Genomic DNA, 17,378 nt, shown 5'->3' with positions numbered 1-17,378 from the left:
GGCATGCCGGCCAGCGAGATCGAGAGACCCATGCGCACGACTGCACTCCCCGGCGCGTTCCGCGTCGCCGCTGCCGGCCTGCTGGCCGCGGCCCTGTCGATCGGCGTCCTGGCCGGGGCACCGACCCCGGCGCGCGCCGACACGGCACCGGTCGCCGACGCCGCCGGCTACACCCCGCCGCAGACCGTCACCGCCGACGCCCTGCCCACGACCCAGGTCAACGGTGTCGTGTGGGACCAGGTGGTGGTCGGCAACACCGTCTACGTCGCCGGCCGGTTCAGCACCGCGCGCCCGGCCGGGGCGGCCGCCGGCACCAACGAGGTGTCGCGGAACAACCTGCTGGCCTACAACCTGCAGACCGGCGTCCTGGTCCCGTCCTTCAACCCGAACCTGAACGCACAGGCCTACAGCCTGGCGGCCAGCCCCGACGGCAGGACCCTGTACGTCGGCGGTGAGTTCACCCGCGTCGGCTCGACCACCCGCAACCGCATCGCGGCCTTCGACACCGCGACCGGTGCGCTGACCTCCTTCGCGCCCAGCGTCTCCGGCGTCGTGAAGGCCATCGGTGCCACCAGCTCGGCCGTGTACTTCGGCGGCACGGTCAGCGCGGTCGGCGGCGTGAGCCGCTCCCGCCTGGCCGCGGTCACCCCGGCCGGCGCGCTGCTGCCCTGGGCCCCGGTGCCCGGCGTCGGCCCGACCAACGGCAACCGGCTGCCCGACAACCCGACCCGCAACGCGCAGACCTCCAACGAGGTGAAGTCGCTGGTCATCACCAACGGCGGCAGCCAGGTCGTCGTGTCGGGCCACTTCTACACGCTCAACGGCCAGGCGGCCTCCGGCGTCGGCGCCCTCGACGCGGCCACCGGTGCGACCAACCCGTTCGAGATGGGCACCCTGATCACCAACCAGGGCATCAACTCCGCGATCTACAGCCTGTCCACCGACGGCACCACCGTCTACGGCACCGGCTACGACTACTACGGACCCGGCAACCTCGAGGGCTCCTTCGCGGCCACCGCGGCCGGCGGCACCCTGCAGTGGATCAACGGCTGCCTCGGCGACACCTACGCCAGCGTCCCGTTCAACGGCGCGCTGTACATGGCCGGCCACCCGCACAACTGCGACTTCATCGGCGGCTTCCCGGAGCAGGACCCGCGGGTCAGCAAGTACGCGACCGCCGTCTCCCTGACCCCGCAGGGCACCAACCGCTACAACTCGTGGGGCGGCCGCCCGGCCCCCCAGGAGCTGCACTGGTTCCCCGACGTGAACGTCGGCTCGATCACCGGCGCCTACCAGGCCGGCTGGGACGTCACCGCGGCCGGCGACTACCTGCTCTACGGCGGTGAGTTCACCCGGGCCAGCGGCACCGGCCAGCAGGGCCTGGTGCGCTACGCCATGCCGTCGGTCGCCCCGAAGAAGGTCGGCCCGGTCTCCGACGCCGGCATCACCCCGACCGCCCTCTCGGTCGCCGCGGGCTCGGTCCGCGTCACCTGGACCTCGGCCTACGACAACGACAACGCCAACCTGACCTACCGCGTCTTCCGGTCGGACAAGCCGAGCACCCCCGTCTTCGAGACGACGGCGTCCTCGGTCTGGTGGAGCCGGCCCACGCTGGGCTTCGTCGACCGCAACGTCACCGCGGGCACCAGCTACACCTACCGCGTCACCGTGGTCGACCCCGACGGCAACAGCGTCACCCGGGGCAGCGCCACCGTGCGGGCCTCGTCGGCGACCCTGCCGGCCTACTCGCAGCGCGTGCTCGCCGACGGCGCCACCGGCTACTGGCCGCTGGAGTCGGTCACCGGCACCACCAGCTACGACTACGTGGGCCTGAACGACGTCGTCACCGCCGGTGGCCTCACCCAGTCCGACGGCTCGCCGACCGCCACCACCTCGCTGACCGCGGACGGCACCTCCGGTGCACGCGGCACCGTGGGCGGGTCCGGCGCGGCCCAGCAGGCGCCGAACACCTTCAGCCTCGAGCTGTGGTTCAGCACCACCTCGCCGACCGGCCGGCTGGCCGGGTTCGGTGACTCGGCGACCGGCCAGAACAGCAACTACGACCGCCAGCTCTTCCTCGACGGCAGCGGTCGCCTGGTGTTCGGCGTCTACCCGGGCCGGGTCGAGACGCTGCGCACCAACCAGGCCGTCAACGACGGCCAGTGGCACCACGTCGTCGCCGAGCTGTCCCCCGAGGGCCAGACCCTCTACGTGGACGGCGTCAAGGTGGGCACCGACCGGCGGGTGACCACCGGTCAGGACTACCGGGGCTGGTGGCAGCTGGGGTGGAACAACCTCGGTGGATGGGCCGACGTCTGGGAGTACCGGGGCCAGCTGGCGCAGGCAGCGGTCTACCCGACGGCCCTGACCACCGCCCAGGTGCGTGACCACTACACGGCCACCGGCCGCACGCTGACCACGGCGCCGGCCCCGGCCGACGCCTACGGCGCGGCGGTCGTCGCCGACGAGCCCAGCCTGTTCTGGCGGCTCGGCGAGTCCGGCGGGCAGGACGGCGCCGCCGACCTCTCCGGCAACGGCAACAACGGCTCCTACCGCGGCGACGTGGTCCGCGGCCAGGCCGGCGTCCCGCTGGTCGGGGTCACCGGCAACACCGCCGCCGACCTCGACAACCGCTTCGGCTACGTCGTGGCCGCCAACAGGTCGGAGAACCCGTCCACCTTCTCGGTCGAGTCGTGGTTCAGCACCACCTCCACCCAGGGCGGCCGGATCGTCGGGTTCGGCAGCACCCAGGACCAGTGGAGCAACAACTACGACCGGTTCGTCTACATGTTCAGCGACGGCCGCCTGCGCTTCGGCGTCTGGGGCCCCGGTGAGCAGGTCATCGACACCCCGCGCGCCTACAACGACGGCGACTGGCACCAGGTCGTGGCCACATTCGGCGCGAGCGGCATGGCGCTCTACGTCGACGGCCAGCTCGTCGGCTCCGGCCCGGGCAGCAACGTCGACGCCTACGACGGCTACTGGCGCGTGGGTGCCGACAACATCTGGGGCGGCGCCGGGACCGCGTCCCTCGACGGCCTCGTCGACGAGTTCTCCGTCTTCGACAAGGTGCTGACCCCGCAGCAGGTCGCTGCCCACTGGGCCGCCGCGGGCCAGTCCTCGCCGATCCCGACGAAGCCGGCCGACGCCTACGGCGCCGCCGTCTTCGACTCGAACCCGACGCTGTTCTGGCGGATGGACGACGCCGCCGGCTCGAGCGCGGCCGCCGCCGGTGCGCCGGCCGGGGGCCGGGGCACCTACACCGGCAACCAGACCCTCGCGGTCGCCGGCCCGCCGCTGACCGGCACCTCGGCCAACACCGCGGTGTCCTTCGACGGCGTGGACGACGGGCTGTACTCCCGCACGCAGGTGAACAACCCGCTCACCTTCACCACCGAGCTGTGGTTCCAGACGACCACGACCCGGGGCGGGAAGCTCATCGGCTTCGGCACCAACCAGTCCGGGGGCAGCGGCGGCTACGACCGCCACGTCTACCTCGAGCCGTCGGGTCAGCTGACCTTCGGCGCGTGGACCGGCCAGGCGAACACCGTCACCAGCCCCGCCGCCTACAACGACGGCAAGTGGCACCAGGTGACCGCCACCATGGGCGCCGACGGCATGAAGCTCTACGTCGACGGCAACCTGGTCGGCACCAACCCCAACACCGGTGCGCAGGACTACGCCGGCTACTGGCGGGTGGGTGGCGACAACAGCTGGTCCGGTGACCCCTACGTCAAGGCGACCATCGACGAGGTCGCGGTCTACGACCGGGTCCTCCCGGCCACCGAGGTGGCTGCGCACTTCTCCGCCTCCGGCCTCGGCCCCGACGCCACCCCGGTGGCCCGGTACACCGCGACCGTGGACGGGATGGACGTCACCTTCGACGCCGCCACCTCCTCCGACGTCGAGGGCCCGATCGCCAGCTACACGTGGGACTTCGGCGACGGCAGCAGCTCGACGGGCACGCCGGTCACGCACCGGTACGAGACCGCCGGCGACCACGAGGTCACGCTGACCGTGTCCGACTCGAAGGGCCAGACCTCGACGTCGACCCAGACCGTCACCACGGTGGCCCCGCCGCCGAACCGCGCCCCCACGGCCGCCTTCACGGCGACCACGGACGGGCTCGGGGTGGCGGTGGACGCCTCCGGCTCCACCGACGGCGACGGCACCATCGCGTCCTGGACGTGGGAGTTCGGCGACGGCACGCAGCAGTCGGGCAGGACCGCCACGCACACCTACGCCTCCGACGGCAGCTACGCCGTCCGGCTGACGGTGACCGACGACGACGGCGCCACGGCGTCGTCGACGCAGACGGTGGTCGTGGCGGCGCCGAACCAGGCGCCCACCGCGGTGATCACGAAGGCGACGGCCGACCTGGTCGTCACCCTCGACGGCCGGGGCTCGACGGACGCCGACGGCACCGTCGCCGGCTACGCCTGGGACTTCGGTGACGGCTCCACCGGCACGGGTGCGCAGACGCAGCACACCTACGCCGCCGGCGGCACCTACACGGTGCGGCTGACCGTCACCGACGACGACGGCGCGACCGGCACCACGACCACCGAGGTCGTCGTGGCACCGGCCCCGCCGGCCAACGTCGCGCCCACCGCGGGCCTCGCGGCCACGACGAGCGACCGCACGGTCAGCGTGGACGGCTCGAGCTCCACCGACCCCGACGGCCGGGTCGTCACCTGGTCGTGGGCCTTCGGCGACGGGGCCACCGCCACCGGGTCGACGGCGACGCACGCCTACGCCACGGCGGGCACCTACACGGTGACCCTGACGGTGACCGACGACCAGGGTGCGACGGCGACGGCCACCCGCGACGTCGTCGCCACCGACCCGCCGAACCGGGCACCGTCGGCCGGCATCGCCGTCTCGGGCAGCGCCCTGACGGTGGCCGTCGACGGCCGGTCGTCCTCCGACCCCGACGGCACCGTCGCCTCCTGGGCGTGGACCTTCGGCGACGGCGGCACGGCGACCGGGGCCCAGGCGTCGCACACCTACGCGACACCGGGCACCTACACCGTGACGCTGACGGTGACCGACGACCGCGGGGCCACCGGTTCCACCACCCGCGAGGTCACCGTGGCCCCGGCCTCGCCGACCGTGCGGGCGTCGGACGCCTTCGGCCGGACGGTCAACGGGGGCCTGGGCACCGCCGACCTCGGCGGCACCTGGGTGGCCACCTACGGAGCTGCGCGCCTGTCGGTCACGCCGGGCACCGCGCAGCTGGCGATGACCAGCCCGACGAACCAGACCGGTGCCTACCTGCAGGGCGTCTCGGCCACCTCGGTGGACGTGCGGACCTCGGTCTCCCTGTCCGGCGCCGTCACCGGCGGCGGGACGACGGTCTACGTCGCCGGCCGCCGGGTGGGCCTGAACCAGGAGTACCGCCTGCGGCTGCGCTACCAGGCCAACGGCGCCGTCGGCCTGGCGGTCACCCGCCTGGCGGGCTCGGCCACGGAGACCGTGCTGGGCAGCGAGGTCACCCTGCCCGGCCGCTACACCGCCGGCCAGGTCCTCCAGGTGTCCCTCCGGGTCACCGGCACGGGCACGACCACGATCAGCGGTTCGGTCTGGGCCGACGGCGACGCCGCCCCGACCTCCCCGATGATCAGCCGGACCGACACCACCGCCTCGCTGCAGGCGGCCGGCTCGGTGGGCCTCACGGCCTACCTGTCCGGGTCGGCGACCAGCGGCACCGTGGCCCGCTTCGGTGCCCTGACGGTCACCGACGTGCCGTGACCTGAGCACGACAGCAGGACGGAGGGGCCGCACCGCCACCGGCGGTGCGGCCCGTCCGGCCGTCCGGCCCCGTCACGGCGGGTGACCGGTCGGCGGATCCACCCGCGACGGTGTCACCCGGTCGGGACCCTTCACCCCGATGGGCAGTACCGAGAGTGACCGTCGCGGCGCACGCTCGTCCTGGGCCGCACCCGGCCCGGCACTCCTCGTGAACGGTTGGACCCCGATGCGCACAGCCTCCCGCCCCGGCCGCACGGCCCGGGTCCTGGTCGCCGCCCTGGCCGGCCTGCTCGCCGCCACCGTGGCCGGCACCCCGGCGCAGGCCGAGGGCACCACCCCGACCGGGTCCACCGCCCCGGCCACCACCGTCTCCGCCGACGCCCTGCCCACCGTGCAGGTGGACGGCGTCGTGTGGTCGCAGGTGGTCGTCGGGGACACCGTCTACGTGGCCGGCCGCTTCGCCAACGCACGTCCGGCGGGCGCGGCCGCGGGCACCGCCCTCGTGCCCCGGGGCAACCTGCTCGCCTACGACATCCGCACCGGCGTGCTGCTGCCCGGCTGGGCGCCGACCCTCAACGCCCAGGCGCTGACCATCACCGCCTCGCCCGACGGTTCCCGCATCTACGTCGGCGGCGACTTCACCTCCGTCAACGGCGAGACCCGCCGCCGCATCGCCGCGCTCGACCCGGCCACCGGCGCGCTGGTCCCCGGGTTCGCCCCGGCCGTGACCGCCTCGGTGCGGGCCATCGCGGTCTCCGCGGACACCGTCTACGTCGGCGGCGACTTCAACGCCGTCGGCAGCGCCGAGCGCCTGCGGCTGGCCGCGTTCTCCACCGCCGGCCAGCTGCTGCCCTGGGCGCCGTCGACCGGCGTGGGCCGCAACCGCGACGGCAGCACCGCCGCCAGCGCCGCCGTCAGCTCGCTGGCGCTGACCGCCGGCCAGGTCGTGGTCGGCGGCCGGTTCGGCTCGATCAACGGCACCGCCACCAGCGGCGTGGGCGCGGTCGACGCCGCCACCGGCGCCGTCCGGCCCTTCGCGATCGGGCAGCGCATCACCAACCAGGGCGACGACAGCGGCGTCACCAGCCTGACCACCGACGGCACCACCGTGTGGCTCTCGGCCTACGACTTCTCCGGTCCCGGCAACGCCGAGGGCGTCATCGCCGTGCAGGCCAACGGCGGCGCGCTGGTCTGGGACGCCGACTGCCGGGGCGACACGTACTCCACCTTCCCGATGGGCGGCGCGGTCTACCTGGCCAGCCACGCCCACGTGTGCAGCAACATCGGTGGCTTCCCCGAGGTCACCCCGCGGGTCAGCCGCTTCGGCACCGCCCTGTCGCAGGCGGTCGCGGGCACCGTCGGCACCGGCACCTGGGGGAACAGCAACTTCCGCGGCGCCCCGGCGCCCGCGGTCATGGACTGGTACCCGCAGCTGACCCCCGGCACGGTCACCGGCCAGGGCCAGGCCGGCTGGAGCGTCACCGGCACCTCGCAGTACGTCGTCTACGGCGGTGAGTTCCCGCGGGTGAACGGCACCGGCCAGCAGGGTCTGGTCCGGTTCGCCGTCCGGTCGCTGGCCCCGAACAAGGTCGGCCCGGCCGCCGACAGCCTGGCCGCGCCCACCGTCACCGCCACGGGAGCCGGCACGATGTCGGTCGCGCTGACCACCACGTCCGACCGCGACGACCGGTTCCTCACCTACGAGCTCTACCGCGACGGCGGCGCCACCCCGGTCGCCAGCCAGTCGGTGGACTCGCTGTTCTTCAAGCCGCAGACGGTCACCCTGGTCGACCGCCGGCAGGCGCCGTCCTCCACCCACTCCTACGTGGTGCGCGCCGTCGACGCGACCGGCAACGCGGTGACCAGCCCCGCCACCTCGGGGACGGTCAGCGCCGAGCCGCTGCCCTCGCCCTACACCGAGCGCGTGGTCGCCGACGGCGCCACCTCGGCCTGGCCGCTGGGCACCGTCACCGGCGGCACCAGCCCCGACGCGACCGGCCGCGCGCCGCTGACCGTGCCCTCGGCGGTCCGGTCGCAGACCACCGGTGCCGTCGCCGACGACGCCAGCGGCTCCTTCCGGCTGGACGGCACCTCGTCCTCGCGGATGGTCGCCGGGGCCTCCGCCGGCGCCAAGGCCGCGCCCTCGACGTTCTCCCTCGAGCTGTGGTTCTCCACCACCTCCACCACCGGTGGCCGGCTGGCCGGCTTCGGCAACTCCTCGAGCGGGTCGAACCTGACCTACGACCGGCAGGTCTACCTCGACGGCTCGGGCCGGCTGTACTTCGGCGTGACGTCGGGGTCCCGCCGCACCGTGTCCAGCGCGGCCGGCCTGAACGACGGCGCCTGGCACCACGTGGTGGCCACCCTCGGCTCCGGCGGGATGGTGCTGTGGGTCGACGGCACCCAGGTCGCGGCCAACGCCGCGATCACCACGGCCGGCAGCTACAACGGGTACTGGCAGGTCGGCGGCGGGCCGCTCACCTTCTGGCCCGGCGCGGGCCGGACCGACCTGGTCGGCTCCGTGGACGCCGTCGCGGTCTACCCGACCGCGCTGACCGGTGACCAGGTCGCCGCGCACCGCCGCGCCGCGCTGCCCAACCAGGCGCCCACCGCCGCGTTCACCGCGACCACCACGGACCTCTCCGCCGCCCTCGACGCCGGTGCCTCCGCCGACGCCGACGGCCGGGTCGTCTCGTGGAGCTGGGACCTCGGCGACGGCAGCACCGTCACCGGCGCGCAGGTCAGCCACGCCTACGCCGCCCCCGGCACCTACCGGGTCGCGCTGACCGTCACCGACGACCGGGGCGCCGTCGGCACCACGTCGCGGGACGTCACGGTCACCCGGCCAGCGGTGTGGGTCCTCGCCGCCGACGCCTTCGCCCGCACCACCACCGGTGGCCTGGGGACGGCGGACACCGGCGGCGCCTGGACGGCGGCCAACGGCACCTCCCGGCTGTCGGTGGACGGCGGCTCCGCGGTCTTCGGCCTCACCGCGCCGGGCAACCTGACCGCGGCCTACCTGGGTGAGGTCTCGGCGCCCTCGGCCGACCTCTCCACCACGGTCACGCTGACCTCCGCGCCCACCGGCGGTGGCACCTCGGTGTACGTCACCCCGCGCCGGGTGGGGGCGAACCTGGAGTACCGGGTGCGCCTGCGTTTCCTCACCGACGGAACCGTGCGCGCCGCGGTGACCCGTCTGTCGGGGACGGCCAGCGAGGCCCTCGTGGGCAGCGAGGTCGTCGTGGCGACCGGCTACGTGCCCGGCCAGGCCCTCGCCCTGGACGTCTCCTCCGCCGGGTCGGGCACCACCACGGTGACCGGGACGGTCTGGGCGGCGGGGACCACCCGGCCCGACGTCCCGTCGCTGAGCCGCACCGACGACACCGCGGCCCTGCAGGCCCCGGGCGGGGTGGGTCTCGCGGCCTACCTGACCGGGTCCTCCACCGCCGGGACCGTCGTCCGGTTCGGCCCGCTCACGGTCACCGCCGGCGCGTGACCTGCGACCACCCGGGCGCGCCGGTGCCCCCCGCGGGCACCGGCGTGCTGGGGTGGGTGGCGTGAGCACGTCCGCGCCCCCGACCGCAGCGCCCCGGGCCCGCAGGGGGCGCGGCCGGCTGGTCGGCGCGCTGGTCGGCCAGGGCACCCTGGCGCTGGCCGGGCTGGTCCTCCAGGTCGCCGCGGCGCGCGAGCTCGGCGCGGCGGGGCTGGCCGCCTTCTCCGTCGTCTACGGGGCGATCGTGCTGGCCACCGCGGTCACCAGCGGCCTGGTCGGCGACTCGCTCACCGTGCTGGACCGGCACGACCCCGGCGTCCGGGCCGCACTGCACCGGCTGGCGCTCGGCACCGCCGCCGGGACCGCCCTGGCCGGCGGCCTGCTCGCCGTCCTCACCGGCTGGGGGTCGGCGTGGGACGGCGTCTGGGTCGGTGTCGCGACGCTGTCCTTCGTGCTGGAGGACCTGCTGCGCCGGCTGCTGCAGGCCACCGGCCGGTACTGGCGGCTGCCCGCCGTCGACCTGTCCGGCGCGGTGGCCGCGCTCGCGGTGCTCGTCGCGCTGCGGGCCGGCCGGCCGCTGGAGGTCACCGACCTGTTCCTCGCGCTCGCCGTCGGCCAGCTCGTCTCCTGCGCGGTCGCCCTCGTGCTGGTGCCCCGCGGGGAGCGGCCCACCGGCCCGTGGCGCGGCGCCGCCGTCGGCACCGTGCTGTCCTTCGGGGCGTGGCGCGCGGCCGGGCAGACCGTCCGCCCGGCCACCCTGACCCTGCTCCGCCTGGTGGTCATCGGTGCCGCCGGCGCGGCCGCCTACGGCCCGGTCGAGGCCGCCCGGGTGCTCACCTCGCCCACCCTGGTGCTGGTCGCCGGCCTGGGCTCGTTCCTGCTGCCGTGGTTCGCCGGCGCCCGGCACCGGCCGGCCGCCGAGCTGCTCCGCCGGGCCGACCGGGCGGCACTGGCCGCCGCGGCCGGCATCGCGGTCGTGGTGCTGGCCACCGTCGCGCTGCTCCCGTGGCTGGGCCCGCTGCTGTCGGCCGGCGACTACGCCGTGCCCGCCGCCGCGGTCGCCGGCTGGGGCGCCTACGCGGTGACCGGCGCACTGCTGCTGCCCTACGCCGGCCTGGCGTCGGTGCACGGTGCGCAGCGGGCGGTGCTGGGCTGGCGGGCGGTCGAGATGGCGGCGCTGGTCGGCGTCCTGCTGCTCGTCGTGCTCCGCCCAGGGGCGGCCGACTGGGCGCCCGCGGTGCTGGCCGCCGGCCCGGTGGCCGCGGCGGCCGCCGTCCGGTGGCTGGTGCTGGTGCCGCGCAGCCGGGCCTGAGGGCTCAGCGGGCGAGCTCGTCGACCTGCTCGACGAGGGCCCGCCGGTAGCGCTCGACGCCGAAGCGCTCCACCGCCCGGTCCCGGGCCGCCGCGGCCAGCGCCGCGGCGGCGGTGCGGTCGTCGAGCAGCTGCTGCACCGCGTCGGCCAGGGCGACCGGGTCGCCGGGGGGCACCGACCGGCCGGTCTCGCCGTCCAGCACGATCTCCTTCAGGCCCTGCACGGCGCTGGCGACGACCGGGCGCTGGGCGAGCTGGCCCTCCACCGCGACGTTGCCGAACGGCTCGGCGCGCGAGGGCACCAGCACGACGTCGGCCCGGGCCAGCACCGGCCAGGTGGGGTTCGTGTAGCCGGCCAGCTCCACGTGCCCGGCGAGGTCGGGCCGGGACGCCCGCTCGCGCAGCTCGTCCTCGAACCACTCGTAGCCGGGGAACACGCTGCCGTGCAGCTCCAGCCGCACGTCCACCCCGCGCTCCCGGAGGAGCGCGGCGGCCTCGACGGCGACGTCGCTGCCCTTGCGCGGGGACAGCCGGCCGACCAGCACCAGGGTCGCGGGCCCGTCGGAGCCGGTGGCGGGCTCGGGGTCGGTGGGCGGGCCGGCGATGCCGTTGTGCACCACGCGGGTGCGCGCGGTGAGGCCGCGGACGGCGTCCAGCAGGGTGTCCCGGGCCGCGTTGCTGTTGACCACCACCCGCCGGGCGAGCAGCAGCGGGGCGTTGAGCACGAAGCGCTGCCACCGGGGCAGGTCGGACTCCGCCTCGTGCACGTGCACCAGGGCGGGGACCCGCAGCGCCGCGGCCAGGGCCAGCCAGCTGGGCACCGTCACGGTGTTGACGTAGACGACGTCCGGCCGCACGGTGCGCAGCAGCCGCCGCGCGGGGCCCAGCCAGCGCGCGGTGTCGCGCACCAGGGTCAGCGCGCCGCGGGGCCGCAGCAGCGACTTGCGCAGCACGGGGACCGGCAGCCAGGCGACCTCGGCCCCGGCCCCGCGCAGCGGCGCGGTGAGCGGGCCGTCGGCGGGCAGCGTCACGGTGACCTGCCAGCCCGCGGCGACCAGGCCGTGGATGCTCTCCACGAGCTGGAGGTCCGAGCCGTACACGTCGGAGGAGGGGTGGGCGACGAGCACCCGGCGAGGTCGATCAGCCACGGAGGTGCACCGGTCCACGGTCGAGGGCGCCGGGCGCGAGGGTGCGGCCCAGCTGCGGGGGAGGGGAGTCGGCGGTGCCGCGCTCCCCGGCGAGGGAGACGGTCAGCAGCACGAGCAGCGCCGGGGTGGCGTCGAACAACCCGCTCTCGAGCACGCTGCGCAGCACGACGAAGAACAGCAGCCCGGCGGCGACCGGCCACAGGGCGGCAGGGATCCGGCGCAGCCCGCGGGCCGCGCCGACGACCCAGCCCAGCGCGACCAGGCCGCCGACGACGCCCGCCTGCACGAACACCGAGACCCAGCTGCTGTCGAGCAGCTGCTCGTTCCACCACTGGCCGGCGACCGGGATGAGCTTCACCGAGAGGCCGGCGCCGAAGGCCCACTGCCAGGCCGACGACGCGAAGCCCAGGGCCGCGCCCCAGGCGACGAACCGGGAGTCCAGGGTGCTGTTGCCCGAGGCGTCGGTGCGGTCGGCGAAGGAGCTGACCGCGCTCGTGGAGGCGATGACCAGGGCACCCAGGGTGACCGCGACGCCCAGCCCGACGACCAGGCCGACCTGGGGCCGCCTCAGCCGGACGGCGGCGACGGCGAGGGCGAGCAGCAGCACCGCGAGCGAGGTGCGCGAGCCGGTCAGCCACAGCACGGCCAGCGCGCCCAGCGCGACGACCGCCTGCCGGGGGGTGCCGCGGCCGAGCATGGTGGGCCAGGCCGCGCCGAGGACGACGACGCCGGCGAGCAGCGCGATCTCGTTCGGGTTCAGCGGCGGGACGCCGCCGAAGAGCCGTCCCCCGGCCAGCACGGACGGGGCACCGCTCACCGCGGCGACCCCGCCCACGATGCCGCAGGCCCAGATGACCGCCGACAGCATCGTGGCCGGCCCGAGGGCGCGGACCAGCAGCCGCACGGTCACCGCCAGGATCGCGACCCGGACCGCGACCACGGCCGAGGGCACGAGCGTGCCGTGGCCGAGGGCGCCGAGCACGGAGGCGACCAGGACGACGGCGAGGACCCACATGCTGCCGGTGCCGACCCGGCGACCGGCGGTGGAGCGGTGGTCCAGCCGGAAGGCCAGCGCGAGCGCGACCAGGCTGACCAGCGCCTTGGCCGCCACCACCGGGTCCACGCCGCCGGAGAACACGTCCCCGCGGCGCCACGCCACGCTGCCGACCACCACGAGGAGGACGGGCAGCAGCGCAGCCGCCCGGGGCCGGGCGAGCAGCGCGGGGGTCGCGGTCACCAGTTCTGCGAGGGCGGGATGCGGACGGTGACGCGGTTGCTGCTCCTCCGCGACAGCGCCGGCACCCGGCGCGAGGACCCGGCCACCCGGTTGCTGCGGATCGGCGTGGGCTCGGTCCGGCCCGACGGACGGGCAGGCCGGGCCTCGGCCACCGGCTCGTCCTCACCGGTCGTGGCGGCGGGAGCCGGGGCGGGTGAGGTGAGCCGGGCCCAGCCCGCGCCCTCGGTGCCCTGGCGCCGGGCGATCGCCGGCCGGGCCGGGGCCGTCGGGGTCGCGGCCGGTGCGGCGGCGGGCGCCTCGACGGCGCGGCGGCGGGCACGGCGGGCCGGCGCGGCGAAGACGACGCCGACGGTGACGGCCTCGACGCCGTCCAGCAACTGGCCGAGCTCGAACACGTCGACCCGGTCCGCCGAGCCGGGAGGGCACACGACGACGACGCCGTCGCTGCCGGCGACCTCGGCGCGCCAGGTGCTCAGGGCCGCGTCCGAGGGGACGGTGGTGAACACGACGTCGGGTCGCCGCGCCGCCGGGGTGGGGTCGGCCGTCGCCTCGGTGTCCTTCCCGACGGGTTCCGCCGTCGCGGTGGGCTCGGTCGAGGGCGCCGGCTTGTCGGCGCCCTCGACGGCCAGGCCCCGGCGGGTCAGCACGTCGGTCAGGTCGGTGGTCAGCTCGGCCACGGCCGCGGCACCGCGGTCGGTGGGGGCGGCGATGAGGACCCGGACGGGGCCGTCCTGCGCGCGGCGCTCGATGCGGCGGGCCAGCACCTGGGCGGCGCGGTCGGTCGGCTCGCGCCGGCCGCGGGTGGACAGCACGTCCGGCACGGTGGCCCCCCAGGCGGCGCGGACGTCGTCCGGCGTCCACACCCGGGTGTCCCAGCGGTCGCGGACGACGGCCGCGGCGACGCCGAGACCGAGCCCGCACACCAGGCCCAGGGCCAGCAGCAGGGGGATCTGCGGGCTGGTCGGCGCGGACGGCACCGTCGCCGGGTTCGTGACGGTGAGGGTGACCGGGCTGCTGCCCGAGCCGGTGGTCTCCAGCCGCTCCACGGCCGAGCTGAACTCCTCGGCCACGGCGTCGGCGACGTCGGCGGCCTGCTGCGGGTCCCGCAGGGTGACGGCGATGTTGATCTGCGAGGTGTCGACCGGGTTCTCGGCGCCGACGGCGGCGCGCAGCTGCGCCAGGGACATGTCCAGGCCCAGGGTGTCGCGGACCGGGTCGAGCACCTCGGCGCTGCTGGCGATGTCGGGGTAGCTCTTCACCCGCTGCTGCAGGAACTGGGGGCTGGTGCTCTCGGTGGTGCTGGAGACGAAGACCTGCGTCTGCGCCGTCCACGTCCTCGGGGTCAGCAACGCAGCGGCCAGGGCGACCAGCAGGCAGGCCAGCAGGCACGCCGCCAACCAGCGCCAGCGCCGTCCCACCACCGCGGCGTACTCGCGCAGCTCCACCCTCGGTCCTCCGTGACGATCGACTCCCCGTGACCCATCGGCCACGTCCGGTTCTGGAAACTACGGCGGGAAGCCGTCCGTGGACCCCCTGGAGCAGGAGTCGGCCACCCGTTCGGGGGAGAGGACTCCCCGCGCCCGCGTCGATGGTGCCAGACTCCGGCTCACTCTCGGTGGTCGTCTCGTGACGGCGCCCGTCTTCTGAGCAGGCAACTCTTCCGGGTGACCTCTCGAGCGCCACCGCCGAGCACTACGCAGAGTGGTCGTCGTCGCCTACGCTGTCCACGCTCCACCTGAAGCCCTGGAGGATCCCTTGCCCGTCATCGGGTACGCGCCCGGCGCCTACGACCTGTTCCACATCGGCCACCTCAACGTGCTGCGCCACGCGGCCGAGCACTGCGACCACCTCATCGCCGGGGTCGTCGCCGACGAGGTGCTGGAGCAGACCAAGGGCCGGCTGCCGGTGATCCCGCTCGCCGAGCGCATGGAGATCGTCGGGGCCCTGCGCTTCGTGGACCAGGTGCACGCCGAGGTCGTCCCGGACAAGGTCGAGACCTGGCGGCAGGTCGGCGGCTTCGACGTCATCTTCAAGGGCGACGACTGGCGCGGCACCGAGAAGGGCGACCGGCTCGAGGCCGACTTCGCCGCGGTCGGCGTCCGGGTGCACTACTTCCCCTACACGATGCACACCTCGAGCACGATCCTGCGGCGGGCGCTGGACGCCATCGACGCCCCGGAGCCGATCGGCCGGGTCGCCCGCGCGCTGACCTCCTGAGGCGGGTGGGACGGACCGGTCACCCACACGGGTGCACGCACGGTGAGCCTGCGTGCACAGCGGGTCCCTGACCGGTAGGCAGACCGGGTGACCGGGAGCCTGCTGCACACCTCGCGGCCCCCGGCGTCCCCGGGGCGCTGGCGGGTGCCGGTGCCCCCGTGGGCCCGGGTGGCGGCGGTGCTGCTGGTCGGCGCCGAGCTGCTCGGCTACGGGCTGCGCGTGCTCGGCGCCCCGCGCACCATCAGCCACCCGCTGTCGATGGAGCTGCCCTTCTCCCTGCCCCGGCTGCTCATCGCCGCGGTGTTCGTGCTGGCCGCGGTCGCCGCGGCCGCCGGCGCCGTCCGGCTGCCCCGGCGCCGGTCGTGGTGGACCGCGGTGGCGCTGTTGTGCACCCTCGCCGCGCTGGTCAAGGCCGGGAGCACGGTGCACAAGGCGGTGCTCGAGGCCGTCGACGGCTACGCCCACCCGGTCCGCACGCTGGTCGGCTCGGCGGTGGTGGGCGGCGTCGTGCTGGCCGGCCTGTTCTGGCTGAGCCGGGAGGAGCGGCGCGACCGGCGCCGGGTGCTGCGCTGGCTGGCCGCCTACGGGTTCGCCGCCGGCGGGCTGACCATCCCCTCGGCGATGGCCGAGGCCGTCTGGGGCCACGGCAGCGCGCTGACCGCCACCTTCGTCCTGGTGGAGGAGAGCGCCGAGGCGCTCGCCGCGCTGGGTGTGCTGGTCGCCGTCCTGGTCGGCTGCGCACCGCGCCTGGTCTTCCCGGCCGGGCGTGACCTGCGCCGCGCGGACGACGTCGGGAGCCCCGCTCCTGCACCACGACCCCCGGCGGCCTGACAGGATCGAGCACCATGAGGATCTCGGTGATCGGCTGCGGCTACCTGGGCGCGGTGCACGCGGCCTCCATGGCGCAGCTGGGCCACGACGTCGTGGGGATCGAGGTCGACGTCCCCAAGGCCGAGCTGCTGGCCTCGGGGAAGGCGCCGTTCCACGAGCCGGGGTTCGACGAGCTGCTGAGCTCCTCGCTGGCCTCGGGCCGGCTGCGGTTCTCCTCGGCGATGGCCGACGCGGCCGGGTCGCAGGTGCACTTCGTCTGCGTGGGGACGCCGCAGAAGCGCGGGGAGTACGCCGCGGACCTGCGCTACGTGGAGTCCGCGACCGAGTCGCTGCTGGAGGTGCTGGCCCCCGGTGAGCTGGTGGTGGGCAAGTCCACCGTCCCGGTGGGGACGGCGGCGCGGCTGGCCGACCTGGTGACCGGCAAGGTGCCCGGGGCGCTGCTGGCGTGGAACCCGGAGTTCCTGCGCGAGGGCTTCGCCGTGCAGGACACCCTGCACCCGGACCGGCTGGTCTACGGCCTGCCCGCGGGCGCCGACGGCGAGACCGCCCGGGCGCTGCTGGACGAGGTGTACGCCGCGATCGTCGCCGACGGCACGCCGCAGGTGGTCACCGACTACGCGACCGCGGAGATGGTGAAGACCGCGGCGAACTCGTTCCTGGCCACCAAGATCTCGTTCATCAACGCGATGGCCGAGCTGTGCGAGGCCACCGGCGCCGACGTCAAGCAGCTGGCCGACGCGATCGGCTACGACGACCGGATCGGCCGGAAGTTCCTCAACGCCGGCCTCGGCTTCGGCGGGGGCTGCCTGCCCAAGGACATCCGCGCGTTCATGGCCCGGGCCGGCGAGCTGGGCGCCGACCAGGCGCTGACGTTCCTGCGCGAGGTCGACAACATCAACATGCGCCGCCGGATCCGGATGGTGGAGCTGGCCCGCGAGGTCTGCGACGGGTCGCTGCTGGGCAAGCGGATCGCGGTGCTGGGGGCGGCGTTCAAGCCCGACTCCGACGACATCCGCGACTCCCCGGCGCTCAACGTCGCCGCCCAGCTGCAGCTGCAGGGCGCCACCGTGCGGGTCACCGACCCCGCGGCCGGCGACAACATCCGCCGGTCCTGGCCGCAGCTGGACGTCGTGGACACCGCCGAGGAGGCCGCCGCCCGCGCCGACGCCGTCCTGGTGCTCACCGAGTGGAAGCAGTTCCGCGAGCTCGACCCGGTCGCGTTCGGGCAGGTCGTGGCCCGCAAGGCCGTGCTCGACGGTCGGCAGGCACTCGACCGCGACACCTGGGTGGCGGCCGGCTGGTCCTACCGCGCGCTGGGCCGCCGGGCCGGCTGACCCGGCTCACCCGGCTCACCCGGCCGGGGCAACCCGGCGTCCCGGACCCTCCCGCC

Annotated in this window: 9 protein-coding genes; 6 read left to right on the top strand and 3 right to left on the bottom strand. The window is 75.5% G+C overall.

Features of this window, described 5'->3' with window-relative positions; all coding sequences use genetic code 11:
• Nucleotides 1-30 precede the first annotated feature (30 nt).
• From BM158_RS10920 to BM158_RS10910, 3 genes are all read left to right on the top strand, one after another.
• The gene (locus BM158_RS10920; protein WP_091557860.1) at nucleotides 31-5,751 is read left to right on the top strand and encodes a PKD domain-containing protein; all 5,721 of its coding nucleotides are present in this window, start codon (nucleotides 31-33) and stop codon (nucleotides 5,749-5,751) included.
• 226 nt (nucleotides 5,752-5,977) lie between these two features.
• Nucleotides 5,978-9,247: a PKD domain-containing protein gene (locus BM158_RS10915; protein WP_091557858.1), complete on the top strand. Its 3,270-nt coding sequence runs from the start codon at nucleotides 5,978-5,980 to the stop codon at nucleotides 9,245-9,247.
• Between the two features lie 61 nt (nucleotides 9,248-9,308).
• Complete coding sequence (locus tag BM158_RS10910) at nucleotides 9,309-10,556, top strand: MATE family efflux transporter (RefSeq protein ID WP_229827691.1); 1,248 nt, start codon at nucleotides 9,309-9,311, stop codon at nucleotides 10,554-10,556.
• A gap of 4 nt (nucleotides 10,557-10,560) precedes the next feature.
• Here the strand turns inward: BM158_RS10910 and BM158_RS10905 are convergent, their stop codons facing one another.
• Genes BM158_RS10905 through BM158_RS10895 form a run of 3 tightly spaced genes read right to left on the bottom strand, consistent with a single transcriptional unit; the run spans nucleotide 10,561 to nucleotide 14,385 of the window.
• A complete protein-coding gene (locus tag BM158_RS10905; RefSeq protein WP_091558819.1) occupies nucleotides 10,561-11,703 on the bottom strand; it encodes a glycosyltransferase in 1,143 nt (380 codons plus the stop codon).
• Nucleotides 11,696-12,940 (bottom strand): hypothetical protein, encoded by a 1,245-nt coding sequence (locus tag BM158_RS10900; RefSeq protein WP_091557856.1) that lies wholly within the window; start codon nucleotides 12,938-12,940, stop codon nucleotides 11,696-11,698. Before BM158_RS10900 ends, BM158_RS10905 begins: the two co-directional genes overlap by 8 nt.
• Complete coding sequence (locus BM158_RS10895; RefSeq protein WP_165628890.1) at nucleotides 12,937-14,385, bottom strand: YveK family protein; 1,449 nt, start codon at nucleotides 14,383-14,385, stop codon at nucleotides 12,937-12,939. Before BM158_RS10895 ends, BM158_RS10900 begins: the two co-directional genes overlap by 4 nt.
• A gap of 310 nt (nucleotides 14,386-14,695) precedes the next feature.
• Here BM158_RS10895 and BM158_RS10890 point away from each other — a divergent pair, with 310 nt between their 5' ends.
• The 3 genes from BM158_RS10890 to BM158_RS10880 all read left to right on the top strand — a co-directional run bounded on the left by BM158_RS10890 (nucleotide 14,696) and on the right by BM158_RS10880 (nucleotide 17,322).
• A complete protein-coding gene (locus BM158_RS10890; protein ID WP_091557847.1) occupies nucleotides 14,696-15,157 on the top strand; it encodes an FAD synthase family protein in 462 nt (153 codons plus the stop codon).
• 87 nt (nucleotides 15,158-15,244) lie between these two features.
• On the top strand, nucleotides 15,245-15,988 hold the full coding sequence (locus BM158_RS22695; protein WP_091557838.1) for a hypothetical protein: 744 nt from the start codon (nucleotides 15,245-15,247) through the stop codon (nucleotides 15,986-15,988).
• 14 nt (nucleotides 15,989-16,002) lie between these two features.
• Nucleotides 16,003-17,322 (top strand): UDP-glucose dehydrogenase family protein, encoded by a 1,320-nt coding sequence (locus tag BM158_RS10880; RefSeq protein WP_091557834.1) that lies wholly within the window; start codon nucleotides 16,003-16,005, stop codon nucleotides 17,320-17,322.
• Nucleotides 17,323-17,378: the final 56 nt, after the last annotated feature.

Source organism: Klenkia taihuensis, from assembly GCF_900112525.1.
Lineage (GTDB): Bacteria > Actinomycetota > Actinomycetes > Mycobacteriales > Geodermatophilaceae > Klenkia > Klenkia taihuensis.
The sequence above is the reverse complement of the archived record's forward strand: the minus strand, read 5'-3'. Positions and strand labels throughout refer to the sequence as shown.

What these genes read in the sequence shown, in the direction of transcription:
- BM158_RS10920 (WP_091557860.1), top strand. Translation starts at nt 31, where the DNA reads ATGCGCACGACTGCACTCCCCGGCGCGTTCCGCGTCGCCGCTGCCGGC.
- BM158_RS10915 (WP_091557858.1), top strand. Translation starts at nt 5,978, where the DNA reads ATGCGCACAGCCTCCCGCCCCGGCCGCACGGCCCGGGTCCTGGTCGCC.
- BM158_RS10880 (WP_091557834.1), top strand. Translation starts at nt 16,003, where the DNA reads ATGAGGATCTCGGTGATCGGCTGCGGCTACCTGGGCGCGGTGCACGCG.